The sequence below is a fragment of the Leclercia sp. UBA5076 genome, from assembly GCF_002416465.1.
Classification (GTDB): domain Bacteria; phylum Pseudomonadota; class Gammaproteobacteria; order Enterobacterales; family Enterobacteriaceae; genus Enterobacter.
The window spans coordinates 135,304-159,742 of sequence record NZ_DIAO01000003.1; the positions used below are offsets into that span (position 1 = coordinate 135,304).

Sequence of the window (24,439 nt, forward strand, 5' to 3'; positions counted from 1 at the left end):
ATGGCGAAGACGTTGTACGAAAAAATTTATGATGCTCACGTGGTCTATGAAGCGCAGAACGAAACCCCGCTGCTCTATATCGATCGCCATCTGGTGCACGAAGTGACCTCGCCACAGGCGTTCGATGGCCTGCGCGCGCACAAGCGTCCGGTGCGCCAGCCGGGCAAAACCTTCGCGACGATGGACCATAACGTCTCAACCCAGACTAAAGACATCAACGCCTCCGGTGAGATGGCGCGCATTCAGATGCAGGAGCTGATCAAGAACTGCAACGAGTTTGGCGTTGAGCTGTACGATCTGAACCACCCTTACCAGGGCATCGTCCATGTGATGGGCCCTGAACAGGGTATCACCCTGCCGGGCATGACCATCGTTTGCGGCGACTCCCACACCGCGACCCACGGCGCGTTTGGTGCCCTGGCCTTTGGTATCGGCACCTCCGAAGTGGAACATGTGCTGGCGACCCAGACCCTGAAACAGGGCCGTGCGAAGACCATGAAAATTGAGGTGACCGGCGAGGCCGCACCGGGCATCACTGCCAAAGACATCGTGCTGGCGATCATCGGTAAAACCGGTAGCGCAGGCGGCACCGGACATGTGGTGGAGTTCTGCGGCAGCGCAATCCAGGCCCTGAGCATGGAAGGCCGTATGACCCTGTGCAACATGGCGATTGAAATGGGTGCGAAAGCTGGTCTGGTTGCGCCTGACGAAACGACTTTCAACTATGTGAAGGGGCGTTTGCACGCCCCGAAAGGCCAGGATTTTGACGACGCGGTCGCGTACTGGAAAACCCTGAAAACCGACGAGGGTGCGGTATTCGACACCGTGGTCACCCTGCAGGCCGAAGCGATTGCGCCGCAGGTCACCTGGGGCACGAATCCGGGGCAGGTCATCTCCGTTAACGACAGCGTTCCCGATCCGGCCTCGTTCGCCGATCCGGTTGAGCGCGCCAGCGCAGAGAAAGCGCTGGCCTATATGGGACTGAAGCCGGGCGTACCGTTGACCGACGTGAGCATTGATAAAGTGTTTATTGGTTCCTGCACCAACTCGCGCATCGAAGATCTGCGCGCCGCGGCAGAAGTGGCGAAAGGCCGTAAAGTGGCGCCGGGTGTGCAGGCGCTGGTGGTCCCAGGCTCCGGCCCGGTCAAAGCGCAGGCGGAAGCTGAAGGTCTGGATAAGATTTTCATTGAAGCAGGCTTTGAATGGCGTCTGCCGGGCTGCTCCATGTGTCTGGCGATGAACAACGACCGCCTGAACCCGGGCGAACGCTGCGCTTCCACCAGCAACCGTAACTTTGAAGGTCGTCAGGGGCGCGGTGGACGCACGCATCTGGTCAGCCCGGCGATGGCCGCGGCAGCCGCAGTGACCGGCCACTTCGCCGATATTCGCAGCCTGAAATAAGGAGACCATCATGGCAGAGAAATTTACCCAACATACTGGCCTGGTGGTCCCTCTGGACGCGGCTAACGTCGACACCGACGCCATCATTCCAAAGCAGTTTTTGCAGAAGGTAACCCGCACCGGTTTTGGCGCGCACCTGTTTAACGACTGGCGTTTTCTGGATGACAAAGGCCAGCAGCCGAACCCGGAGTTCGTGCTGAACTTTCCTGAGTACAAAGGCGCATCTATCCTGCTGGCGCGGGAAAACTTCGGCTGTGGCTCATCGCGCGAGCATGCGCCGTGGGCGCTGACCGATTACGGTTTCAAAGTGGTAATTGCCCCGAGCTTTGCCGACATCTTCTACGGCAACAGCTTCAACAACCAGCTGCTGCCGGTCACGCTGAGTGATGAACAGGTCGACGAGCTGTTTACCCTGGTGCAGGGCAACCCGGGCATGACCTTTGAAGTGGATCTGGAAGCGCAGGTCGTAAAAGCCGGGGATAAAATCTACAGCTTTAACATCGACGCGTTCCGCCGCCACTGCATGATTAACGGCCTTGACAGCATCGGACTGACCCTGCAGCACGAAGAGGCCATTGCCGCCTACGAGAGCAAGCAGCCAGCCTTTATGGGCTAATCACGCTAAAGAGTCCATTGCACAGTCAATGGACTCTTTTTTTATTCAGACATCTTTAACCCGCCAGGTGAGCACCAGCGTCACCAGCGAAATCCCCGCAATAGCCATGTAAACCGCAGAGTGGCCGTAGCTTTGTGCCAGCGCGCCCTGAATCACCCCCGCCAGGATCACGCCGGTAGAGATACTGTTGGTAAAGAGCGTGGTTGCCGACCCCGCCCTGCCCGGCATCAGATCCTGGAACCAGAGCATGCCAATCCCGGCGATGATTCCAATAAAGATCGCGTTAAAGAGTTGCAGGCCAAGCAAGGCCTCGCGGCTGTGGAAGAGGATCAGCCCCAGATAAAAGAGCACCCCCGCCGCCACCGCGATCACCATCATCCGCCGTTTACCAACGTGTTTGACGTAATAACCCGCAAGGATCATTGCCGGGATCTCCAGCCCGGCGGCAGTGCCCATTAAGATCCCGGCCAGCTTGTCCGGCAGCCCCAGATCGCTGCTGATCCACAACGGCATGTCGATGATATACATGGTGTTACAGGTCCACATTAGCGTGGAAGCAATAAACAGCCTGCGGACATTTTTATCTTTCCAGCCGCTGACCTCCGTCACCGGAACGGCGGCCGCTGAATCCACCCTGGCCACAGAGGGCAGCGCGAAGGCGATCAGCGCCAGGCTGATGGCAAAAATGGCCGCCGCAATAGAGAACATGGTGGTAAAGCCGTAATTCAGCGCCAGCATAAACGCCAGCGGCGGACCGATGACCCACGCCAGCGAAAGCTGCGCACGCATCACCGAGCTGAACATCACCACCTCACGCGCAGAGCTGTCGGCATATTCCCGCGCCAGAGCAAACAGCTGCGGCATGGCGGTGTTGGCAATCGAGGCCAACAGCACACCGCAGGTTAATAAGGTCAGATAGTGGCGGTTAAAAGCAAACAGCAGCGCGTTGCCAATCGCCATCGCGCAGCAAAAGAGGATCAGCTTGCGGCGATCGCCCTGGCTGTCTGAACGCTTCGCCAGCCACAGGCTGACCAGGATCCCGGCGACGGCGTTGACGGTATAGAACAGCCCCACCCAGAACGGTTGGGCGCCCACCTCGCGGCTCAGGAACAGACTCAGGGTCGGCGCCTGCAGTGCCCCGGCTACGCCCATCATAAACGCCACCATCAAAAAAGCGGCATACACACCGTTGAGACGGCGTCCCATCGTCATTAACCAGAGCATCACTGTTCCTTTAGCGCACGAGAAAACGAAAAAAGCCAGCAGATGATACCTGCTGGCGTGGTGATTAGCACCAATACTCAGTCACACATGATCGAAGCAATTCAGCGTTCCGAGGTCGACGTTGTCACCTCCCACTGCATCAGCTCTTCCAGTATTTTCAGCCGCTGCTCTGCGCACCGGCGGGCCAGCCAGGACACTCCCTTTGTCGCTGAGAAATACTGTTGGTAAAACTGATTTGTGGCAGACCTCTTCATATTTACCTCCTCGCTTCATCGAAGTGAATTATTGGCTTAATATAGGGATTAATAAATTGCTGATTTTTTGTCAGGAGTTCCTCTTTTATGCCCTCTGGTCGTCTGCAACAACAATTCATTCGCCTGTGGCAGTGCTGTGACGGCCAGACCCGGGAGACCACGCTCAGCGAACTGGCCGACCTGCTCAGCTGTTCACGCCGCCATATGCGCACCCTGCTCAACACCATGCAGCAGCAGGGGTGGCTGAGCTGGGAAGCGGAGGCCGGGCGCGGCAAGCGCTCGCGTCTCACCTTTTTGTATACCGGCCTGGCGCTTCAGCAGCAGCGGGCGGAGGATCTGCTGGAGCAGGATCGCATCGAGCAGCTGGTGCAGCTGGTCGGCGATAAAGCCGCGGTGCGCCAGATGCTGGTCTCCCACCTCGGGCGCAGCTTCCGCCAGGGCAAGCACATCCTGCGGGTACTCTATTATCGCCCGATGAAAAACCTGTTGCCGGGTAGCGCATTACGGCGCTCCGAAACCCATATGGCGCGGCAAATCTTTAGCGGGCTGACGCGCATAAATGAGGAAAATGGGGAACTGGAAGCCGACATTGCCCACCACTGGCAGCAGCTTTCTCCTCTGCACTGGCGATTTTTTTTGCGGCCTGGTATCCATTTCCATCATGGCCGCGAGCTGGAGATGGCTGATGTTATCGCCTCGCTGCAGCGCGCCCGCGAATTGCCCCTCTATTCACACATCAGCCGGGTCCAGTCGCCCACCGCCTGGACGCTCGATATTCAGCTTACGCAGCCCGACCGCTGGCTGCCGTGGCTGCTGGGGTATGTGCCATCTATGATCCTGCCGCGGGAGTGGGAAACCATGCACAACTTTGCCAGCCTGCCGGTGGGCACCGGGCCGTATGCGGTTTCCCGTAATAACAATAACCAGCTGAAGATCCGCGCCTTCGATGATTACTTCGGCTACCGGGCGCTGATTGACGAGGTGAACGTCTGGGTGTTGCCGGATATCAACGAAGAGCTGAGCGTCGGCCTGACCCTGGAGGGGCCAACCGAGGGGGAAAAGGCAGTGGAGAGCCGCCTCGAAGAGGGCTGTTACTATCTGCTGTTTGACGCCCGCTCCCACCTCGGGGCCAGCGCCGAGGTGCGCCAGTGGGTAAGCCGGATCCTCTCCCCGGCGAACCTGATCTATCAGGCTGAGGAAGTATATCAGTCCTACTGGTTCCCGGCGTATGGCCTGCTGCCGCGCTGGCACCATGCCCGTCCGGGACGCGGCGACCAACCGGCCGGGCTGGAGAGCCTCACCCTGACCTTCTACCGCGAACATATCGAACATCGGGTGATCGCCAGAATGATGAGCGAGCTGCTCGCCGCCGAGCAGGTGACGCTGAACATTCAGGAGGTCAGCTATGAGGAGTGGCATCGCGGCGAGATCGTGAGCGACATCTGGCTCAACAGCGTCAACTTCACCCTGCCGCTGGATTTCTCGCTGTTCTCACATCTCTATGAGGTGCCGCTTCTGCAAAACTGTATTGAGCGGGACTGGCAACAGGACGCCGCCGAGTGGCGCGCGGGTGAGATGAATCTTGCGGTCTGGTGCCAGCAGCTGCTCGCCCAGCAGGCGATCGTCCCGCTGATCCACCACTGGCTGATGATCCAGGGGCAGCGCAGTATGCGCGGCTTGCGTATGAATACGCTGGGGTGGTTTGATTTTAAATCGGCGTGGTTTGCGCCGCCGGAACCATAACACTTTCGTAATATTCACCAAATCATTACAATACTGCCGTTCTCAACGGGGTGCTGCGTGAAAGCGTGTGCTGAGAAAATACCCGTCGAACCTGATCCGGATAACGCCGGCGAAGGGATTTGAGGCTGTTGCTCAAAATCCTTTGCCACTCTCAAACAATGAGGTGCAAAGTGTTCAAAACTGTTCTTCCCCTGTTGGCGCTGGTTGCGCTGCCTGCCGTTGCCAGTCCTGTCCTGACGGTCTACACCTATGACTCTTTCGCTGCCGACTGGGGCCCGGGCCCGGCGGTCAAAAAAGCCTTTGAGGCCGACTGCAAGTGCGAGCTGAAGTTCGTGGCGCTGGAGGATGGCGTCTCGCTGCTGAACCGCCTGCGCATGGAAGGCAAAAACAGCAAAGCCGACGTGGTGCTGGGGCTGGATAACAATCTGCTGGAAGCAGCCACCCAGACCGGGCTGTTCGCCAAAAGCGGTGTGGCGGCCGATGCGGTTAACGTCCCTGGCGGCTGGAAGAACGACACCTTTGTGCCTTTCGATTACGGCTACTTCGCCTTCGTCTACGACAAAAACAAGCTGAAAAATCCGCCAAAGAGCCTGAAAGAGCTGGTTGAGAGCGACCAGAAGTGGCGGGTGATCTACGAAGATCCCCGCACCAGCACCCCGGGGCTGGGTCTGCTGCTGTGGATGCAAAAGGTCTACGGCGACAAGACCCCGGAAGCCTGGCAGAAACTGGCCGCCAAAACGGTCACCGTGACCAAAGGCTGGAGCGAAGCCTATGGTCTGTTCCTGAAAGGGGAAAGCGATCTGGTGCTGAGCTATACCACCTCCCCGGCGTACCACATCATCGCCGAGAAAAAAGAGAACTATGCCGCCGCTGACTTTGCTGAAGGTCACTATCTGCAGGTTGAGGTCGCCGCCCGGACCGCAGCCAGCAAACAGCCGGAGCTGGCTGAGAAGTTCCTGAAATTTATGGTTTCTCCGTCGTTCCAGAATGCCATCCCGACCGGCAACTGGATGTACCCGGTGACCAATGTGACGTTACCGGCAGGTTTTGATACCCTGGTGAAACCGCAAACCACGCTGGAATTTACCCCGCAGGAAGTGGCCGGGAAACGTGCAGCATGGGTCAGTGAATGGCAACGCGCCGTCAGCCGTTAATCGCCGGCTGGTTGCTGCCGGGGCTGCTGGCCGCCACGCTGATGGTGGCCGTCGCCCTGGGCGCATTTCTGGCGCTGTGGTTTAACGCGCCAGCCACCGACGTCGCGGCGCTTCTGCACGACAGCTATCTGTGGCACGTTATCCGCTTCTCGTTCTGGCAGGCGTTTCTCTCCGCCCTGCTCTCCGTGGTGCCCGCGATATTTCTTGCCCGCGCGCTCTACCGGCGTCGCTTCCCTGGCAGGCAGGCGCTGCTACGCCTGTGCGCCATGACCCTGATCCTGCCGGTACTGGTGGCGGTATTTGGCATTCTCAGCGTTTACGGGCGTCAGGGCTGGCTGGCCGCGCTATTCCAGGCACTCGGGCTTGAGTGGCGCTTCTCGCCCTATGGCCTGCAGGGGATCCTGCTGGCGCACCTCTTTTTCAACATGCCGATGGCAACGCGCCTGCTCTTACAGGCGCTGGAAAATATCCCCGGCGAACAGCGCCAGCTTGCCGCCCAGCTTGGGATGCGTGGCGGGTCATTTTTCCGTTTTGTCGAATGGCCATGGCTGCGCCGCCAGATCCCCCCCGTCGCCGCCCTGATCTTTATGCTCTGCTTTGCCAGCTTCGCCACCGTGCTCTCGCTCGGCGGCGGGCCGCAGGCCACCACCATCGAGCTCGCCATCTATCAGGCCCTGAGTTACGACTACGATCCGGGCCGCGCGGCCCTGCTGGCGATGGTGCAGATGGTCTGCTGCCTGGGGCTGGTGATGCTGAGCCAGCGGTTGGGAAAAGCGATCCCCATCGGCGCCAGCCAGCTTGCCGGCTGGCGCGATCCGCAGGATAGCCTGCGCAGCCGCCTGACCGATGGCCTGCTCATTACCCTCGCCCTGCTGTTGTTGCTCCCGCCGCTGCTGGCGGTGGTGGTGGATGGCCTGAATCTTAACCTGGTGTCGGTGCTGCAACAGCCGGTGCTATGGCAGGCGCTGGGCACTTCGCTGCGCATTGCCCTGGGCGCCGGGCTGCTTTGCGTCCTGCTGACCATGATGCTGCTGTGGAGCAGCCGGGAGCTCTATGCCCGTCAGGCGATTGTGGCCGGACAGGCGCTGGATCTCAGCGGCATGCTGATCCTGGCGATGCCCGGCATCGTGTTGGCGAGCGGCTTTTTCCTGCTGTTCAACAGCACCATTGGCCTGCCCGAATCGGCCGATGGCATTGTCATCTTCACCAACGCCCTGATGGCCATTCCCTACGCGCTGAAAGTGCTGGAAAATCCGATGCGCGACCTCAGCGCCCGCTACACCCTGCTTTGCGACTCGCTGGGGATGCACGGCTGGCAGCGGCTGAAGGTGGTAGAGCTGCGCGCCCTGAAGCGCCCGCTGGCCCAGGCGCTGGCCTTTGCCTGCGTACTGTCGATCGGCGATTTCGGCGTGGTGGCGCTGTTTGGCAATGATGATTTCCGCACCCTGCCGTTCTGGCTCTATCAGCAGATCGGCTCGTATCGCAGCCAGGACGGGGCCGTCACGGCGCTACTGCTGCTGCTGCTCTGCTTTGCGTTATTTACCGTTATCGAAAAACTACCGGGGCGTGATGTTAAAACTGACTGATGTAACCTGGCTTTATCAGCACCTGCCGATGCGCTTCAACTTGTCCGTGCGCCGGGGCGAACTTATCGCCGTGCTCGGCCCCAGCGGCGCCGGGAAAAGCACCTTTCTCAATCTGATCGCCGGTTTTCTGCAACCGGCCAACGGCAGCATCATCCTTAATGGTCACGATCACACCCGCACGCCGCCTGCTGCGCGCCCGGTGTCGATGCTGTTTCAGGAAAACAATCTCTTTACTCATCTGAACGTGCGCCAGAACATTGGCCTGGGCATGCATCCCGGCCTCAGGCTCAACGCAGTGCAACAGCAGAAGCTAAGCGACATCGCGCTGCAGATGGGGATCGGCGATCTGCTGGAACGTCTGCCGGGTGAGCTTTCGGGCGGTCAGCGTCAGCGCGTCGCGCTGGCGCGCTGTCTGGTGCGTGAGCAGCCTGTCCTGCTGCTGGACGAGCCCTTTTCGGCACTCGATCCCGCCTTACGCCAGGAGATGCTGCTGCTGGTCAAAGAGGTGTGCGGGCGCCAGCAGCTGACGATGCTGATGGTATCGCACAGTGTGGAAGATGCGCTCAGGATCGCCCCCCGGTCGGTGGTGATTGCCGATGGCCGTATCGCCTGGGATGGCGATACGGAACAGCTGGCAAGCGGAAACGCGAGCGCGTCGCGCCTGCTGGGGATCCACTGATGCCGATCAGCGGCTGACAACCTTAAGCAGGATCTCGCCATACACCGGCATCATCGGGTGACGGACCAGCATCACCAGTGCCACCAGCGCCACGCCCAGGGTGACGGGAGCCAGCCAGAATAAGCGTCCACGCGGCAGATAGCGGCTGAGGCGATCCGAGGACGCTTTCCCGCTGCGCCACAGCCGCCAGCAGAGCCAGGCCGCCAGCCACAGCAGCAGCGCGGTCGCCAGCAGCAGCCAGCGGAAGCCCCCGCTCTGTACACCGGCAGGAATATCGATTGCCGCGCCGGCCAGGATGCCCGGCAGGAAGTAAATTGGCGGCCAGAACAGACAGCCAATCAGGTTCGGCACGATAAATTTCGCCACCGGCAGATCCAGCATCCCCGCCACCATCGGCACCAGGGGGCGCGTCGGGCCAACAAATCGCCCCACCAGAATGGTGAACATGCTGTGTTGATGCAGGGCATGCTCGGTTTTATCGAGCAGGGCTTTGTTCTTTTTCATGAATGACCAGCGGTGCAGCGGCTTTTTAAAGCGCCAGCCCAGCCAGAATGAGATCCAGTCGCCCAGCAGACAGCCGACGATCCCCGCCAGCCACGCCTGCCAGAAGTTAACCTCGCCACTGCCAATCAGCGCGCCGAGCCCGGCCATCATCACCGTGCCGGGCAGGATCAGTCCAACCAGCGCCAGAGATTCCAGGAAGGCCACGAGCGCGACGGCGACGAGCGAATAGGTAACGGACTGGGTAATAAAATGTTCCAGCAATGCCTGCATAACAGTTCCGGTCAGGTGACGAAGCAGGGATTCTGCGAAGAGCGCCCTGCTGCGTCAAGACAACAATTGTCTGAATAGTTTACCGGGTGTGAACAGGATCCAGCGAACTTGTTTAGTTTTATTTACTTTCTATTCACACCCTGCGCGAAATTCGCTGGGGCTGGCGCCGGTGCATTTTTTAAAGACCCGGGAAAAGTAGAGCTGATCCTCAAAGCCCACGTTGCGCCCGACGGTGGCAATTGGCATGCGGGTGGTGCTGAGCAGCAGCTTGGCCTGGCTGATGCGCTGATCCTCGCGCCAGCTCAGTACGCTCACCCCCAGCTGCTGGCGGAACAGGTGCGACAGACGCGACGGCGACAGGCAGACATGCTGGGCGACGCTGGCGATATCAAACTGGCTGTCCGCCAGGTGGTCGCTGATGTACTGGCAGGCTTCGCGCACCCGGTGATCCAGCGGCGGGTTGAGCGATTCATTGATCGCCTCCATCCGGCGCAGCAGCAGCTGTTCCAGCAGGTTGATGGCCAGCAGCTCGGCATAGCGCCCCCCGCCCTGCCCGGCCTCGATGATCTGGGCAAACAGTTCCCGAAACTGCGGCTGATGCGCTTCATCCGGGCGATAAAAACCGGTATGGGCAAACATCGACGGCCAGGCCAGCCACTCCTGCCAGTAAGCGCGCGGGCGGAAGTAGACCCACTGGTGATACCACTCCCGGGCATCGGGATGACGGCCATAGTGATGAATTTCACCCGGCGGGAAGAGCAGAATATCGCCCGGACGGCAGACGAAGGTCTGATCGCCATTCTTGATCACCCCCTCTCCGCGCACGGTCAGGTTGAGGATATAGCCCTTCATCCCCAGCGGTCGGTCAACGTAAAAATCGAGATAGCCGTCAGCCTCAATGGGCGTCAGTCCCGCCACCAGATGCGCGTTAAACGAGTAGCCCGGCAGCAGCGGATCGCTTTGCGTTTCAGCCATATTTTCAGTCCTCCTGGCAGTCCTGAAGGAAACCATTTGTCCATATCATCAAAAGCGGCATAAAAACGGGCTACACAAAGATCGAAAAGGTATCAGCCCGCTTTCAGATCCGCCATCATAACGCTTCCGTTGCGATTTATCCGTAACATCGAGCGGGTCGGCGGTAACAAAAGTGTCTATAACCACGGCAGAAATGTCCACATGGATTATTTGCTCGGCGTCACACTTTCCCATGTCACAGCAAAATCATCCATAAGATTAGCGGATCCCGCCTGACGATTTTCCCCCTCACTCTCTAATGTTCATTCATATCTGTTTTTTGATGGAGCAACACCATGGCAATTGCGATTGGCCTCGATTTTGGCAGTGACTCAGTACGCGCCCTGGCAGTGGAATGCACTACGGGTCAGGAGATAGCAACCAGCGTCGAGTGGTATCCGCGCTGGCAAGAGGGGCGCTATTGCGATGCGCCAAACAATCAGTTCCGCCATCATCCACGTGACTATATCGAGTCGATGGAAGCGGCAATCAAAACCGTGCTGGCAGAGTTAAGCGAGGCGCAGCGCGCTCAGATCGTCGGGATTGGCGTGGACAGCACCGGCTCTACCCCGGCGCCGATTGACGCCGATGGTCACGTTCTGGCACTGCATCCGGCATTCGCCGATAACCCGAACGCCATGTTTGTGCTGTGGAAAGACCATACCGCGGTGGAAGAAGCCGAAGCCATCACCCGTTTGTGCCATCAGCCAGGCAAAAACGACTACTCCCGCTACATCGGCGGCATTTACTCCAGCGAGTGGTTCTGGGCGAAGATCCTGCACGTTACCCGTCAGGATCCGCAGGTGGCAAAAGCGGCAGTCTCCTGGATTGAGCTGTGTGACTGGGTTCCGGCCCTGCTCTCCGGCACTACCCGTCCGCAGGATATCCGTCGCGGTCGCTGTAGCGCCGGGCACAAATCCCTCTGGCATGAAAGCTGGGGTGGCCTGCCGCCTGCCGCCTTCTTTGACGAACTCGACCCGATCATCAACCAGAACCTCGACTACCCGCTCTTTACCGATACCTGGACCGCTGATATCCCGGTCGGCACGCTCTGCGCCGAGTGGGCGGAACGCCTGGGCCTGCCCCAGACGGTGGCCATTTCCGGCGGCGCTTTTGACTGCCACATGGGCGCAGTCGGCGCGGGCGCACAGCCCAACACACTGGTGAAAGTGATCGGCACCTCCACCTGCGACATCCTGACAGCGGATAAAGCCAGCGTCGGGGATCGCGCCGTAAAAGGTATCTGCGGCCAGGTTGACGGCAGCGTGGTACCGGACTTTATCGGATTGGAAGCGGGTCAGTCCGCCTTTGGCGACATCTACGCCTGGTTTGGCCGCGTGCTGGGCTGGCCGCTGGATCAACTGGCCGCCGCCCATCCGGAACTGAAAACCCAGATCGCAGAGAGCAAAAAACAGCTCCTGCCGCAGCTGACCGACGCCTGGGCGAAGAATCCTTCCCTCGATCATCTTCCGGTCGTTCTCGACTGGTTTAACGGCCGCCGTACGCCGAATGCCAACCAGCGCCTGAAAGGGGTGATTACCGATCTGAATCTCGCCACCGACGCCCCGGCGCTGTTTGGCGGGCTGGTAGCGGCTACCGCCTTTGGCGCGCGCGCCATTATGGAGTGCTTTACCGAACAGGGGATCGCCGTCAATGAGGTGATGGCGCTGGGCGGTATCGCCCGTAAGAACCCGGTGATCATGCAGGCCTGCTGCGACGTGCTGAACCGTCCGCTGCAGATTGTCGCCTCGGATCAGTGCTGTGCCCTGGGCGCGGCGATCTTCGCGGCGGTGGCGGCGGGCGTACACACCGACATTCCGACAGCGCAGCAGCATATGGCGAGCAAGGTGGAAAGTACCCTGCAGCCGCGCGCGCAGCAGGCGCAACGTTTTGAACAGCTTTATCAGCGCTACCAGCAGTGGGCGAAGAGCGCTGAGCAGCACTATCTCCCTGTCGCCGCCCCGGTTAAGAACATCCCGGAATCTACGGCAACCCTGACACATTAAGGACACGATAATGACGATTTTTAATAATTATGAAGTGTGGTTTGTGATTGGTAGCCAGCATCTTTATGGGCCGGAAGCCCTGCGCCAGGTGACTCAACACGCAGAACATGTCGTAAACGCCCTGAATGCGGAAGCAAAATTGCCGTGCAAGCTGGTGCTGAAGCCGCTGGGCACCTCCCCGGATGAAATTACCCATATCTGTCGCGATGCTAACTACGACGATAAATGCGCGGGTCTGGTGGTGTGGCTGCACACCTTCTCTCCGGCCAAGATGTGGATCAACGGCCTCTCCATCCTCAACAAACCGCTGCTGCAGTTCCATACCCAGTTCAACGCGGCGCTGCCGTGGGACAGCATTGATATGGACTTTATGAACCTGAACCAGACCGCGCACGGCGGCCGTGAGTTCGGCTTCATCGGCGCGCGTATGCGCCAGCAGCATGCTGTCGTCACTGGCCACTGGCAGGACAAGCAGGCGCACCAGCGGATTGGTTCCTGGATGCGCCAGGCCGTATCGAAGCAGGATACCCGCCAGCTGAAAGTGGTGCGCTTCGGCGACAACATGCGTGAAGTGGCGGTAACGGACGGCGATAAAGTGGCCGCGCAGATCAAATTTGGTTTTTCCGTCAACACCTGGGCGGTGGGCGATCTGGTGCAGGTCGTCAATGAAATCAGCGATGGCGACGTTAATGCGCTGGTGGATGAGTACGAAAGCAGCTATCGCCTGACGGCGGCGGCACAGGTGAATGGTGATAAGCGCCAGAACGTGCTGGATGCAGCCCGTATTGAGCTGGGCATGAAACGCTTCCTGGAACAGGGCGGCTTCCATGCCTTTACCACCACCTTTGAAGATCTTCACGGCCTGAAGCAGCTTCCGGGCCTGGCGGTACAACGTCTGATGCAGCAGGGCTACGGCTTTGCCGGTGAAGGCGACTGGAAAACTGCCGCTCTGCTACGCATCATGAAAGTGATGTCGACCGGTCTGCAGGGCGGCACCTCCTTTATGGAGGATTACACCTACCACTTCGAGGACGGCAACGATCTGGTGCTGGGTTCGCACATGCTGGAAGTCTGCCCGTCGATCGCCGTGGATGAAAAACCGATCCTCGACGTTCAGCATCTCGGCATCGGCGGCAAAGCCGATCCAGCGCGTCTGATCTTCAACACCCGTACCGGTCCGGCCATTAACGCCAGCCTGATCGATCTGGGCGATCGTTTCCGCCTGCTGGTGAACTGCGTCGACGCCGTTGAAACGCCGCATTCCCTGCCGAAACTGCCGGTGGCGAACGCCCTGTGGAAAGCCCAGCCGGATCTGGCAACCGCTTCCGAAGCCTGGATCGTAGCAGGTGGCGCGCACCATACCGTCTTCAGCCATGCGCTGGATCTCAACGACATGCGTCAGTTCGCGGAACTGCACGATATCGAACTGACGGTCATTGATAACGACACCCGTCTGCCAGCCTTTAAAGATGCGCTGCGCTGGAACGAAGTCTACTACGGTTCAAAACGTTAACAGGGGAACCTTTGGCCTGCCGCAGGGCGGGCCTTTTTTCCTGGAGGATACATGCTGGAAGATCTCAAACGTCAGGTGCTTGAAGCCAACCTCGCCCTGCCGGAACATAATCTCGTTACCCTGACCTGGGGCAACGTCAGTGCCGTGGACCGCGAAGCAGGCGTGTTCGTCATTAAACCGTCCGGCGTCGACTACCGGGTAATGACTGCCGAGGATATGGTGGTGGTGAGCATCGCCACCGGTGAAGTGGTTGAGGGGAAGAAAAAGCCCTCCTCCGATACGCCAACGCATCGCCTGCTCTATCAGGCCTTCCCGTCCATCGGCGGCATCGTCCACACTCACTCCCGCCACGCCACTATCTGGGCGCAGGCAGGCCAGCCGATCCCGGCGACCGGCACCACCCACGCCGACTACTTCTATGGCACCATCCCCTGCACCCGCAAGATGACCGATGCCGAGATCAACGGCGAGTATGAGTGGGAAACCGGCAACGTGATTGTTGAAACCTTCGAGAAACAGGGTATCGACGCCGCGCAGATGCCGGGGGTGTTGGTTCACTCTCACGGCCCGTTTGCGTGGGGTAAAAATGCTGAAGATGCGGTGCATAACGCTATCGTGCTGGAAGAGGTGGCCTATATGGGCATCTTCTGCCGCCAGCTGGCGCCGCAGCTGCCGGATATGCAGCAGACGTTGCTGGATAAACACTATCTGCGTAAGCACGGCGCGAAGGCCTATTACGGGCAGTAAAACCCGCCCGGTGGCGCTACGCTTACCGGGCCTACAGGTCTCCCAGGCCGGATAAGCGCAGCGCCATCCGGCAAAGCATACCTGTATAAAACCCCAGCAAAACCCCCTTAACCAGGCTATAATCAGGCCTGGTTTTGTTTTATGAGAGAACGGCGTGGCGCAGGCGCAACAAGGCTTTTTACTCACCCGGCACTGGCGAGATACGCCCCAGGGTACCGAAGTTGAATTCTGGCTGGCGACAGATACCGGCCCGCTAAACGTCACCCTGCCTGTCCAGGAGTCCGTTGCCTTTATTCCCGAGCCTGACGTCGAAAAAGCCCGCCAGCTGCTGCAGGGTGAAAACGGCTGGCGGCTGACGCCCCTTGAGCTGAAAGATTTCCACCGTCGTCCGGTTTACGGCCTTTACTGCCGTGCCCACCGCCAGCTGATGCGTTATGAAAAGCTGCTGCGCGAGGCGGGCGTGACCCTCTTTGAGGCCGATGTTCGTCCCCCGGAGCGCTTTCTGATGGAGCGCTTTATCACCGCCCCGGTCTGGGTGGACGGTACGCCCCAGGGCGAACGGCTGATCAACGCCCGTCTCAAACCCAATCCGCACTATCGCCCGCCCCTGAAATGGGCGTCGCTGGACATTGAAACCACCCGGCACGGGGAGCTGTACTGCATCGGCATCGAAGGCTGCGGCCAGCGGGTTGTCTATATGCTGGGCCCGGCCAACGGCGATGCCTCGGGGCTCGATTTCCAGCTGGAGTACGTCAACAGCCGCCCGCAGCTGATCGAAAAATTGAATGCCTGGTTTGCCCGGCACGACCCGGACGTCATCATCGGCTGGAACGTAGTGCAGTTTGATTTGCGCATTCTGCAAAAACATGCCGAGCGCTACCGCATCCCTCTGCTGCTCGGACGCGGCAACAGCGAGCTGGAGTGGCGCGAGCACGGCTTTAAAAACGGCGTCTTCTTTGCCCAGGCGAACGGGCGCTTAATTATCGACGGCATCGAGGCGCTGAAATCTGCCTTCTGGAGCTTCTCGTCATTCTCGCTGGAATCGGTATCGCAGGAGCTGCTCGGGGAAGGTAAATCCATCGACAATCCCTGGGACAGGATGGACGAAATTGACCGCCGCTTCGCCGAAGATAAACCGGCCCTGGCGACCTATAACCTGAAAGACTGCGAGCTGGTGACGCGGATTTTCCACAAAACCGAGATCATGCCGTTTCTGCTGGAGCGCGCCACGGTCAATGGCCTGGCGGCCGACCGCCACGGCGGCTCCGTGGCCGCCTTCAGCCATCTCTACTTTCCGCGCATGCACCGGGCGGGCTATGTAGCCCCCAATCTCGGTGACGTGCCGCCCCAGGCCAGCCCCGGCGGCTATGTGATGGACTCCCGCCCCGGCCTGTACGACTCGGTGCTGGTGCTGGATTACAAAAGCCTCTATCCGTCGATCATTCGCACCTTTCTTATCGATCCGGTCGGCCTGGTGGAAGGGCTCGCCCAGCCGGATGAGCAGCACAGCACTGAGGGCTTCCTCGGGGCGCGTTTCTCCCGGGAAAAACACTGCCTGCCGGAGATCGTCAGCCAGATCTGGTACGGGCGCGAAGAGGCCAAGCGCCACGGCAATAAGCCGCTTTCCCAGGCGCTGAAGATCATCATGAATGCCTTTTATGGCGTGCTCGGCACCAGCGCCTGCCGTTTCTTCGACCCGCGCCTGGCCTCGTCGATTACCATGCGCGGCCACGAGATCATGCGCCAGACCAAAGTGCTGGTGGAATCCCAGGGCTATGATGTGATTTATGGCGATACCGATTCGACCTTCGTCTGGCTCAGGGGCGCCCACGCCGAAGCGGAGGCTGCCGCCATTGGCCAGTCGCTGGTGGAATTTGTTAACAGCTGGTGGCGAACGCATCTGCAACAGGCTGGCCTGACCAGCGCTCTGGAGCTGGAGTATGAGACCCACTTCTGCCGTTTTCTAATGCCCACCATTCGGGGAACCGATCAGGGCAGCAAGAAGCGCTATGCCGGGCTTATCCAGGAGGGGGAAAAGCAGCGGATGGTATTTAAAGGGCTGGAAACCGTCCGTACCGACTGGACCCCGCTGGCGCAGCGTTTCCAGCAGGAGCTTTATCTGAAAATTTTTCGGCGCGAACCCTACCAGGAGTTTGTGCGCGAGACCATCGCCAGCCTGATGGCGGGCGAACTGGATGACCAGCTGGTCTACCGCAAGCGCCTGCGTCGCCCGCTGGCGGAGTATCAGCGCAACGTGCCGCCCCACGTTCGTGCCGCCCGGCTTGCCGATGAAGAGAACGTCCGTCTTGGTCGCGCGCCGCAATACCAGAACCGAGGCACCATCAAGTATGTCTGGACCACCAGCGGCCCGGAGCCGGTGGATTATCAGCGTTCGCCCCTTGACTATGAGCACTACCTCACGCGCCAGCTACAGCCCGTCGCAGAGGGAATTTTACCGTTCATGGACGACGACTTTGCTACACTGATGACAGGTCAGTTGGGGCTATTTTGACAGGTGACGAAATCGCTGCCATCCAGTACCATAGCGCCCTTTCCATTCCCGGACCCATTATTCGACGACCGTCATTCCTGAACGGTGGTTGAACTATTGCCTGCAATTAAAGATTAGAGCCGAACAAATATGCCTTTTACACTTGGTCAACGCTGGATCAGCGACACAGAAAGCGAACTTGGGTTAGGAACTGTAGTGGCGCTGGATGCGCGTATGGTGACTCTCCTTTTCCCCGCCACCGGTGAAAACCGTCTGTATGCTCGCAATGATTCCCCTGTCACCCGCGTGATGTTTAACCCGGGCGACACCGTTACCAGCCATGAAGGCTGGCAGCTGAAGATTGAAGACGTAAAAGAAGAGAATGGACTGCTCGCCTATATCGGAACCCGACTGGATACCGAAGAGACGGGTGTCATGCTGCGCGAAGTGCTGCTCGACAGCAAACTGGTCTTCAGCAAACCTCAGGATCGCCTGTTCGCCGGTCAGATCGACCGTATGGATCGCTTCTCGCTGCGCTACCGTGCGCGCAAGTTCCAGAGCGAGCAGTACCGCATGCCGTGGAGCGGTCTGCGCGGCCAGCGCACCAGCCTGATTCCCCATCAGCTCAACATCGCCCATGACGTTGGCCGCCGCCATGCGCCGCGCGTCCTGCTGGCGGATGAAGTCGGTTTAGGTAAAACCATCGAAGCGGGCATGATCCTGCACCAGCAGCTGCTCTCCGGCGCGGCCGAGCGCGTGCTGATTGTGGTGCCAGAAACCCTGCAGCACCAGTGGCTGGTGGAGATGCTGCGCCGCTTCAACCTGCGTTTCTCCCTGTTTGATGACGAGCGCTACGCCGAAGCCCAGCACGACGCCGATAACCCGTTCGAAACCGAACAGCTGGTGATCTGCTCCCTGGACTTCGTGCGCCGCAGCAAGCAGCGTCTTGAGCACCTCTGTGATGCCGAGTGGGACATCATGGTGGTCGATGAAGCGCACCATCTGGTGTGGAATGTCGACGCGCCGAGCCGTGAATATATGGCGATTGAACAGCTGGCCGAGCGCGTACCTGGCGTACTGCTGCTCACCGCTACGCCGGAACAGCTGGGTCTGGAGAGCCACTTCGCGCGTCTGCGCCTGCTGGATCCAAACCGTTTCCATGACTTTGACCTCTTTGTCGAAGAGCAGAAAAATTATCGCCCGGTGGCGGATGCCGTTGCCCTGCTGCTGGCGGGCAAGCACCTCTCCAACGACGAGCTCAACACCCTGAGCGATCTGATTGGCGAGCAGGATATCGAGCCGTTACTCCAGGCGGCCAACAGCGATCGTGAAGGTGCCGACGCCGCACGCCAGGAGCTGGTCTCCATGCTGATGGACAGGCACGGCACCAGCCGCGTGCTGTTCCGTAATACCCGTAACGGGGTGAAAGGCTTCCCGAAACGCGAGCTGCATACCGTTCGCCTGCCGCTGCCCACCCAGTATCAGACGGCGATCAAGGTCTCCGGCATCATGGGCGCGCGTAAAACAGCGGAAGAGCGCGCCCGGGACATGCTCTATCCGGAACAAATTTATCAGGAGTTTGAAGGCGATACTGGCACCTGGTGGAACTTCGACCCGCGCGTTGAATGGCTGATGGGTTATCTGACCGCCAACCGTTCCCAGAAAGTGCTGGTCATCTGCGCCAAAGCCACCACCGCGCTTCAGCTTGAGCAGGTTCTGCGCGAGCGGGAAGGTATTCGCGCGGCGGTGTTCCATGAAGGTATGTCCATTATCGAGCGCGACCGCGCGGCGGCATGGTTCTCCGAAGAGGACAGCGGGGCACAGGTGCTGCTCTGCTCCGAAATCGGCTCCGAGGGGCGTAACTTCCAGTTCGCCAGCCGTCTGGTGATGTTCGATCTGCCGTTCAACCCGGATCTGCTGGAGCAGCGTATCGGTCGTCTGGACCGTATCGGTCAGGCGCACGACATTCAGATCCACGTTCCGTATCTGGAAAAAACCGCCCAGTCGGTGCTGGTGCGCTGGTTCCACGAAGGGCTGGATGCGTTTGAACATACCTGCCCGACCGGTCGTACCATTTACGATAGCGTGCATAACGAGCTGACGGGCTATCTGGCGGCGCCGGAAAATACCGAGGGCTTTGACGAGCTGATCAAAACTTGCCGTGAACAGCATGACGCCCTGAAAGCGCAGCTGGAGCAGGGTCGTGACCGTCTGCTGGAGATCCACTCCAACGGCGGTGAAAAGGCCCAGCGGCTGGCAGAGAGCATTGAAGAGCAGGATGACGATACCAGCCTGATCAGCTTCGCCATGAACCTGTTTGATATCGTCGGTATCAACCAGGACGATCGCGGCGAGAACTTGATTGTGCTGACCCCGTCCGATCACATGCTGGTGCCGGACTTCCCGGGCCTGCCGGAAGATGGTTGCACCATCACCTTTGAACGTGATGTGGCGCTGTCCCGCGAGGATGCGCAGTTCATCACCTGGGAACACCCGCTGATCCGCAACGGTCTGGATCTGATCCTCTCCGGCGACACCGGCAGCAGCACCATTTCGCTGCTGAAGAACAAGGCGCTGCCGGTGGGTACCCTGCTGCTGGAGCTGATCTACGTGGTAGAGGCTCAGGCACCGAAACAGCTGCAGCTCAACCGTTTCCTGCCTGCCACGCCGGTGCGTCTGCTGCTGGACAAAAACGGTACCAACCTGGCGGCGCAGGTCGAGTTTGAGAGCTTTAACCGCCAGCTGAGCGCGGTGAATCGCCATACCGGCAGCAAGCTGGTGAATGCGGTGCAGCAGGATGTCTACGCCATCCTCCAGCAGGGTGAGTCTCAGGTTGAGAAAGCAGCGCGCGCCCTGATTGATGCGGCGCGCAGCGAGGCGGATGAAAAACTGTCTGCGGAGCTCTCTCGTCTCGAGGCCCTGCGTGCGGTGAACCCGAATATTCGTGACGATGAACTGGCGGCGATTGAAACCAATCGTCAGCAGGTGCTTGAGAGCCTGAACCAGGCGGGATGGCGTCTGGATGCGCTGCGCCTTATCGTTGTGACGCATCAGTAAGCGGAGCGAAACATGTTGATGGAACCCTACAATCCGCCGCAGGATCCGTGGCTGGTCATTCTCTATCAGGATGAGCATATTATGGTGGTCAACAAGCCAAGCGGCCTGTTGTCCGTGCCGGGCAGGCTGGATGAGCACAAAGACAGCGTGATGACGCGCGTTCAGCGCGATTATCCGCAGGCGGAGTCCGTCCACCGTCTGGACATGGCCACCAGCGGAGTGATTGTAGTGGCGCTGACCAAGGCGGCAGAGCGCGAGCTGAAACGTCAGTTTCGAGAGCGTGAGCCGAAGAAGCAGTACCTGGCGCGCGTCTGGGGTCATCCACAACCGGCGGAAGGGCTGGTTGATCTGCCGCTGATCTGCGACTGGCCTAACCGCCCGAAGCAGAAGGTCTGCTACGAGACCGGCAAGGCGGCGCAAACCGAGTATGAAGTGCTGGAGTACGCGGCGGACAACAGCGCCCGCGTGCTGCTAAAACCGATTACCGGCCGCTCGCACCAGCTGCGTGTGCATATGCTGGCGCTGGGTCACCCGATTCTGGGGGATCGCTTTTATGCCACGCCGGAAGCCCGGGCGATGGCGCCGCGTCTGCAACTGCATGCACAGATGCTCACCATCACCCACCCGGAATACGGTACGCCGATGACCTTTAAGGCACCGGCAGACTTTTGATCCGTTGCCCGGCAGCACCCCTTGCCGCCGGGCCAACCGCTTCCTTACTTAAAGCCCTTCTGCTCTTTGATAAGCTCGTAGGCTTTCTGAATTTCCTGCGCTTTTTGCTTCGCCATCTCCATCATCTCTGGCGGTAAACCTTTGGCCACCAGCTTATCCGGGTGATGCTCGCTCATCAGCTTACGGTAGGCCCGCTTGATGGTTGTCGGTTCATCGGTTGGCTTCACGCCCAGCACATTACAGGCATCTTCCAGGGTAGGACCACGCTGCGCCTGCTGCCAGCCGCCACCGCCCGCCTGCTGTTGCTGATAGCCGCCGCCAAACTGTGCGCCGCCCTGCATCATGCGCAGGAACTGATCGAACTGGGTGCGGGAAATGCCCAACTCTTCGGCGATAACATACAGCACTTCACGTTCGTTCGGGTGGAGCGACCCATCGGCAAACGCCGCCTGGATCTGAATCTCCAGAAACATCCGAATTAAGTCGAAGCGCCCGAAGCAGATGCTGCGGAACTGACGCATTTTTTCGCGCAGGGGATAGTTATCCGCCTTACCGATACGAAATGCGTTTTGCGCGGCCGCCCGGGAGTCACCGTGCAGGTTCATGCGATCCATAAACTGGCTGGCGACATGGATGTCGGCCTCGGTGACACGCCCTTTCGATTTGGTCAGATGGCCCATTACCTCGAAGGTTGTCGCAAAAAAAAGCGCCTGGCGTTCACGCTGGTTAGCGAACCAGGCCATCTTGCGACTGCGCGCTTTATCAAACATATGGCCGATAAGCAGCCCCAGAACGATACCCCAGAAGCCCGCGCCCATCAGTAAAGCGAACGCTACGCCGATAATTTTTCCCCAATACTGCATATACTCCCCAAATGGTGATCGATTTGATCCAGCGCAACGCCATCATTCCGGTGGCCTGGCCACGGTCAAGTGAAGGACATCGCCTATAATTTGCATTATCATACTCGTCATTCAATAACGAGCCTATCACCATGGCTCGTTTACGGGCAGGATTAACGCTGGCACTGTGATGATGAGTAAGATAGTCTCTGACCGTTTGCCAGCGATAAGCCACTGATGACGGAACAATAAATAAAACGTATGAAAAAACGTATCCCCACCCTTCTGGCCACGATGATAGCTACGGCTCTGTACAGTCAACAGGGTCTGGCAGCCGATCTCGCCTCGCAATGTATGCTGGGTATCCCCAGCTATGATCGCCCGCTGGTACAGGGTGATACGAACACGCTACCGGTTACCATCACCGCTGACAACGCAAAAGGGAACTATCCTGACGACGCCCTGTTTAGCGGGAATGTGGATATTAACCAGGGCAACAGCCGTTTGCAGGCCGATGAAGTGCAGTTGCACCAGAAACAGCCAGAAGGCGCAGCCGAACCGGTACGTACGGTCGATGCGCTGGGTAATGTGCACTATGACGATAATCAGGTCATCCTGAAAGGTCCGAAAGCCTGGTCGAACCTGAATACCAAAGACACTAACGTCTGGGAAGGTGATTACCAGATGGTTGGCCGCCAGGGTCGCGGTAAAGCGGACCTGATGAAACAGCGCGGTGAAAACCGCTACACCATTCTGGAAAACGGGACCTTTACCTCCTGTCTGCCAGGCTCGGATACCTGGAGCGTGGTAGGTAGCGAAGTGATCCACGACCGCGAAGAGCAGGTTGCGGAGATCTGGAACGCCCGCTTTAAGCTCGGCCCGGTACCGGTCTTCTATAGCCCGTATCTGCAACTGCCCGTGGGTGACAAACGTCGCTCCGGCTTCCTGATCCCGAACGCCAAGTACAGCACCTCAAACTACTTTGAGTTCTACCTGCCGTACTACTGGAATATCGCGCCCAACATGGATGCGACGATCACGCCGCACTATATCCACAAGCGCGGCAACATCATGTGGGAGAACGAGTTCCGCTATCTGACGCATGCGGGTTCGGGTCTGATGGAGCTGGACTATCTGCCATCGGATAAAGTGTATGAGGATGATCCAAGAAACACCTCCGGGGATAATCGCCATCGCTGGTTGTACTACTGGCAGCACTCGGGCGTAATGGATCAGGTGTGGCGTTTTAACGTCGACTACACCAAAGTCAGCGACTCGAGCTATTTTAACGACTTTACCTCTAAATACGGCTCAAGTACCGATGGCTACGCCACGCAGAAATTCAGCGCGGGCTATGTAGTACAGAATTTTGACGCGACCGTTTCAACCAAACAGTTCCAGGTCTTTAGCGACCAAACGCAGAGCACCTATGCTGCAGAGCCACAGCTTGATGTTAACTGGTACCAGAATAATGTGGGTCCTTTTGACACCCGGGTCTACGCCCAGGCGGTGCATTTCGTCAATACTGACTCTGACATGCCTGAAGCAACGCGTCTGCACCTTGAGCCAACGATTAACCTGCCTGTTTCAAACGACTGGGCCAGCCTCGATACCGAAGTGAAGCTGATGGCGACCCACTATCAGCAGGATAATCTGGAAATGTACAATGCCAATCATGGCACGCGTCTGGAAGATTCCGTTAACCGCGTGCTGCCGCAGTTTAAAGTGGACGGCAAGCTCGTCTTCGAGCGCGACATGAACTGGAGCGAGGGCTATACCCAGACGCTGGAGCCGCGCGCCCAGTATCTCTATGTGCCGTACCGCGATCAGAGCAATATCCAGAACTATGACTCTTCATTCCTGCAATCTGATTACAGCGGCCTGTTCCGCGACCGTACTTACGGTGGTCTGGACCGTATTGCATCGGCCAACCAGGTGACCACCGGGGTCACAACGCGTATTTATGATGATGCTGCAGTTGAACGTTTTAATGCTTCTGTGGGTCAAATCTACTACTTCACCGAAGCACGTACCGGTGATGACAATATCCAGTGGGAGAAGGACGACAAAAAAGGATCGCTGGTATGGGCCGGAGATACTTACTGGCGCATAACCGATCGTTGGGGTCTGCGCAGCGGCGTGCAATATGACACGCGGCTGAACAATGTTGCCACCGGTAGCGGTTCAATCGAGTACCGTCGTGATGCAGACCGAATGGTACAGCTCAGCTATCGTTACGCCAGCCCGGAATATATCCAGGCGACGTTACCTAACTTTGCCACGTCCGAACAAACGAAAGAGGGCATTTCGCAGGTGGGAGGCATCGCAAGCTGGCCAATTGCCGATCGTTGGTCGGTGGTGGGAGCCTACTACTTCGATACCAACCAGAATAAGTCTGCAGATCAGATGCTGGGTGTGCAGTACAACTCCTGCTGCTATGCGATTCGCGTTGGATACGAACGTAAGCTTAACGGCTGGGATCCAGACAAAAATCAGAGCGAGTACGATAACGTCATCGGCTTTAACATCGAACTCCGTGGCCTGAGTTCCAACTATGGTCTGGGTACTCAGCAGATGCTGCGCTCACCGATTCTGCCGTACCGTAGTTCATTGTGATGTACTTGATTTAACACGTAATCCGCTTTGCGGTTAATTGATATGGAAAA

18 protein-coding genes and 1 riboswitch are annotated in these 24,439 nt (G+C 58.8%); of the genes, 13 read left to right on the forward strand and 5 right to left on the reverse strand.

Going from position 1 to position 24,439, the window contains the following annotated elements:
* A complete protein-coding gene (leuC, locus tag B3X29_RS02325) occupies positions 1–1,401 on the forward strand; it encodes a 3-isopropylmalate dehydratase large subunit (RefSeq protein WP_103823236.1) in 1,401 nt (466 codons plus the stop codon).
* A 10-nt stretch (positions 1,402–1,411) separates the two neighbouring features.
* Positions 1,412–2,017 (forward strand): 3-isopropylmalate dehydratase small subunit, encoded by a 606-nt coding sequence (gene leuD, locus B3X29_RS02330; RefSeq protein WP_103178254.1) that lies wholly within the window; start codon positions 1,412–1,414, stop codon positions 2,015–2,017.
* A 45-nt stretch (positions 2,018–2,062) separates the two neighbouring features.
* Here leuD and B3X29_RS02335 read toward each other — a convergent pair whose 3' ends face one another.
* On the reverse strand, positions 2,063–3,241 hold the full coding sequence (locus B3X29_RS02335; RefSeq protein WP_159339989.1) for a sugar efflux transporter: 1,179 nt from the start codon (positions 3,239–3,241) through the stop codon (positions 2,063–2,065).
* Between the two features lie 101 nt (positions 3,242–3,342).
* Positions 3,343–3,495, reverse strand: a complete 153-nt coding sequence (sgrT, locus tag B3X29_RS02340; RefSeq protein WP_103178252.1) for a glucose uptake inhibitor SgrT — start codon at positions 3,493–3,495, stop codon at positions 3,343–3,345.
* Positions 3,496–3,582: 87 nt separating this feature from the next.
* Between sgrT and sgrR the strand changes: the two genes are divergently transcribed.
* From sgrR to thiQ, 4 genes are all read left to right on the forward strand, one after another.
* Positions 3,583–5,238, forward strand: a complete 1,656-nt coding sequence (gene sgrR, locus B3X29_RS02345; RefSeq protein ID WP_103178251.1) for an HTH-type transcriptional regulator SgrR — start codon at positions 3,583–3,585, stop codon at positions 5,236–5,238.
* 36 nt (positions 5,239–5,274) lie between these two features.
* Positions 5,275–5,374, forward strand: a riboswitch (TPP riboswitch).
* A 34-nt stretch (positions 5,375–5,408) separates the two neighbouring features.
* Positions 5,409–6,392 (forward strand): thiamine ABC transporter substrate binding subunit, encoded by a 984-nt coding sequence (gene thiB, locus B3X29_RS02350; RefSeq protein ID WP_159339990.1) that lies wholly within the window; start codon positions 5,409–5,411, stop codon positions 6,390–6,392.
* Positions 6,368–7,978: a thiamine/thiamine pyrophosphate ABC transporter permease ThiP gene (thiP, locus tag B3X29_RS02355; protein ID WP_156653911.1), complete on the forward strand. Its 1,611-nt coding sequence runs from the start codon at positions 6,368–6,370 to the stop codon at positions 7,976–7,978. The genes thiB and thiP overlap by 25 nt, the downstream gene beginning before the upstream one ends.
* Positions 7,962–8,657, forward strand: coding sequence for a thiamine ABC transporter ATP-binding protein ThiQ (gene thiQ / locus B3X29_RS02360; RefSeq protein WP_159339991.1), 696 nt, complete (start codon positions 7,962–7,964; stop codon positions 8,655–8,657). The genes thiP and thiQ overlap by 17 nt, the downstream gene beginning before the upstream one ends.
* 6 nt (positions 8,658–8,663) lie before the next feature.
* Here thiQ and B3X29_RS02365 read toward each other — a convergent pair whose 3' ends face one another.
* Together B3X29_RS02365 and araC are read right to left on the reverse strand one after the other, a co-directional pair.
* On the reverse strand, positions 8,664–9,431 hold the full coding sequence (locus tag B3X29_RS02365) for a DedA family protein (RefSeq protein WP_103178247.1): 768 nt from the start codon (positions 9,429–9,431) through the stop codon (positions 8,664–8,666).
* Positions 9,432–9,560: 129 nt separating this feature from the next.
* Positions 9,561–10,406: an arabinose operon transcriptional regulator AraC gene (gene araC / locus B3X29_RS02370; protein WP_103823228.1), complete on the reverse strand. Its 846-nt coding sequence runs from the start codon at positions 10,404–10,406 to the stop codon at positions 9,561–9,563.
* 335 nt (positions 10,407–10,741) lie between these two features.
* Between araC and araB the strand changes: the two genes are divergently transcribed.
* From araB to rluA, 6 genes are all read left to right on the forward strand, one after another.
* Positions 10,742–12,451, forward strand: a complete 1,710-nt coding sequence (araB, locus tag B3X29_RS02375) for a ribulokinase (protein ID WP_159339992.1) — start codon at positions 10,742–10,744, stop codon at positions 12,449–12,451.
* A gap of 10 nt (positions 12,452–12,461) precedes the next feature.
* Positions 12,462–13,964, forward strand: coding sequence for an L-arabinose isomerase (gene araA, locus B3X29_RS02380; RefSeq protein WP_159339993.1), 1,503 nt, complete (start codon positions 12,462–12,464; stop codon positions 13,962–13,964).
* A 51-nt stretch (positions 13,965–14,015) separates the two neighbouring features.
* The gene (gene araD, locus B3X29_RS02385; protein WP_114315908.1) at positions 14,016–14,711 is read left to right on the forward strand and encodes an L-ribulose-5-phosphate 4-epimerase; all 696 of its coding nucleotides are present in this window, start codon (positions 14,016–14,018) and stop codon (positions 14,709–14,711) included.
* A 154-nt stretch (positions 14,712–14,865) separates the two neighbouring features.
* Positions 14,866–17,223 carry a DNA polymerase II gene (polB, locus tag B3X29_RS02390; protein WP_159339994.1) on the forward strand — a complete coding sequence of 786 codons (2,358 nt, stop codon included), beginning with the start codon at positions 14,866–14,868 and terminating at the stop codon, positions 17,221–17,223.
* Between the two features lie 129 nt (positions 17,224–17,352).
* Positions 17,353–20,259, forward strand: a complete 2,907-nt coding sequence (gene rapA, locus B3X29_RS02395) for an RNA polymerase-associated protein RapA (RefSeq protein ID WP_114387961.1) — start codon at positions 17,353–17,355, stop codon at positions 20,257–20,259.
* 12 nt (positions 20,260–20,271) lie between these two features.
* A complete protein-coding gene (rluA, locus tag B3X29_RS02400) occupies positions 20,272–20,931 on the forward strand; it encodes a bifunctional tRNA pseudouridine(32) synthase/23S rRNA pseudouridine(746) synthase RluA (protein ID WP_103178241.1) in 660 nt (219 codons plus the stop codon).
* 44 nt (positions 20,932–20,975) lie between these two features.
* On the opposite strand, the gene djlA is transcribed toward rluA, so the two are convergent.
* Positions 20,976–21,794, reverse strand: a complete 819-nt coding sequence (gene djlA, locus B3X29_RS02405; RefSeq protein WP_103178240.1) for a co-chaperone DjlA — start codon at positions 21,792–21,794, stop codon at positions 20,976–20,978.
* Positions 21,795–22,034: 240 nt separating this feature from the next.
* On the opposite strand from djlA, the gene lptD reads away from it, so the two are divergent.
* The gene (gene lptD / locus B3X29_RS02410; RefSeq protein WP_103178239.1) at positions 22,035–24,389 is read left to right on the forward strand and encodes an LPS assembly protein LptD; all 2,355 of its coding nucleotides are present in this window, start codon (positions 22,035–22,037) and stop codon (positions 24,387–24,389) included.
* The last annotated feature ends 50 nt before the right edge of the window (positions 24,390–24,439 follow it).

What these genes read in the sequence shown, in the direction of transcription:
- araA (WP_159339993.1), top strand. Translation starts at nt 12,462, where the DNA reads ATGACGATTTTTAATAATTATGAAGTGTGGTTTGTGATTGGTAGCCAG.
- rluA (WP_103178241.1), top strand. Translation starts at nt 20,272, where the DNA reads ATGTTGATGGAACCCTACAATCCGCCGCAGGATCCGTGGCTGGTCATT.
- araD (WP_114315908.1), top strand. Translation starts at nt 14,016, where the DNA reads ATGCTGGAAGATCTCAAACGTCAGGTGCTTGAAGCCAACCTCGCCCTG.
- sgrR (WP_103178251.1), top strand. Translation starts at nt 3,583, where the DNA reads ATGCCCTCTGGTCGTCTGCAACAACAATTCATTCGCCTGTGGCAGTGC.
- lptD (WP_103178239.1), top strand. Translation starts at nt 22,035, where the DNA reads ATGAAAAAACGTATCCCCACCCTTCTGGCCACGATGATAGCTACGGCT.
- thiQ (WP_159339991.1), top strand. Translation starts at nt 7,962, where the DNA reads ATGTTAAAACTGACTGATGTAACCTGGCTTTATCAGCACCTGCCGATG.
- rapA (WP_114387961.1), top strand. Translation starts at nt 17,353, where the DNA reads ATGCCTTTTACACTTGGTCAACGCTGGATCAGCGACACAGAAAGCGAA.
- leuD (WP_103178254.1), top strand. Translation starts at nt 1,412, where the DNA reads ATGGCAGAGAAATTTACCCAACATACTGGCCTGGTGGTCCCTCTGGAC.
- B3X29_RS02365 (WP_103178247.1), bottom strand. Translation starts at nt 9,431, where the DNA reads ATGCAGGCATTGCTGGAACATTTTATTACCCAGTCCGTTACCTATTCG.
- araB (WP_159339992.1), top strand. Translation starts at nt 10,742, where the DNA reads ATGGCAATTGCGATTGGCCTCGATTTTGGCAGTGACTCAGTACGCGCC.
- thiP (WP_156653911.1), top strand. Translation starts at nt 6,368, where the DNA reads ATGGCAACGCGCCGTCAGCCGTTAATCGCCGGCTGGTTGCTGCCGGGG.
- araC (WP_103823228.1), bottom strand. Translation starts at nt 10,406, where the DNA reads ATGGCTGAAACGCAAAGCGATCCGCTGCTGCCGGGCTACTCGTTTAAC.
- djlA (WP_103178240.1), bottom strand. Translation starts at nt 21,794, where the DNA reads ATGCAGTATTGGGGAAAAATTATCGGCGTAGCGTTCGCTTTACTGATG.
- sgrT (WP_103178252.1), bottom strand. Translation starts at nt 3,495, where the DNA reads ATGAAGAGGTCTGCCACAAATCAGTTTTACCAACAGTATTTCTCAGCG.
- leuC (WP_103823236.1), top strand. Translation starts at nt 1, where the DNA reads ATGGCGAAGACGTTGTACGAAAAAATTTATGATGCTCACGTGGTCTAT.
- B3X29_RS02335 (WP_159339989.1), bottom strand. Translation starts at nt 3,241, where the DNA reads ATGCTCTGGTTAATGACGATGGGACGCCGTCTCAACGGTGTGTATGCC.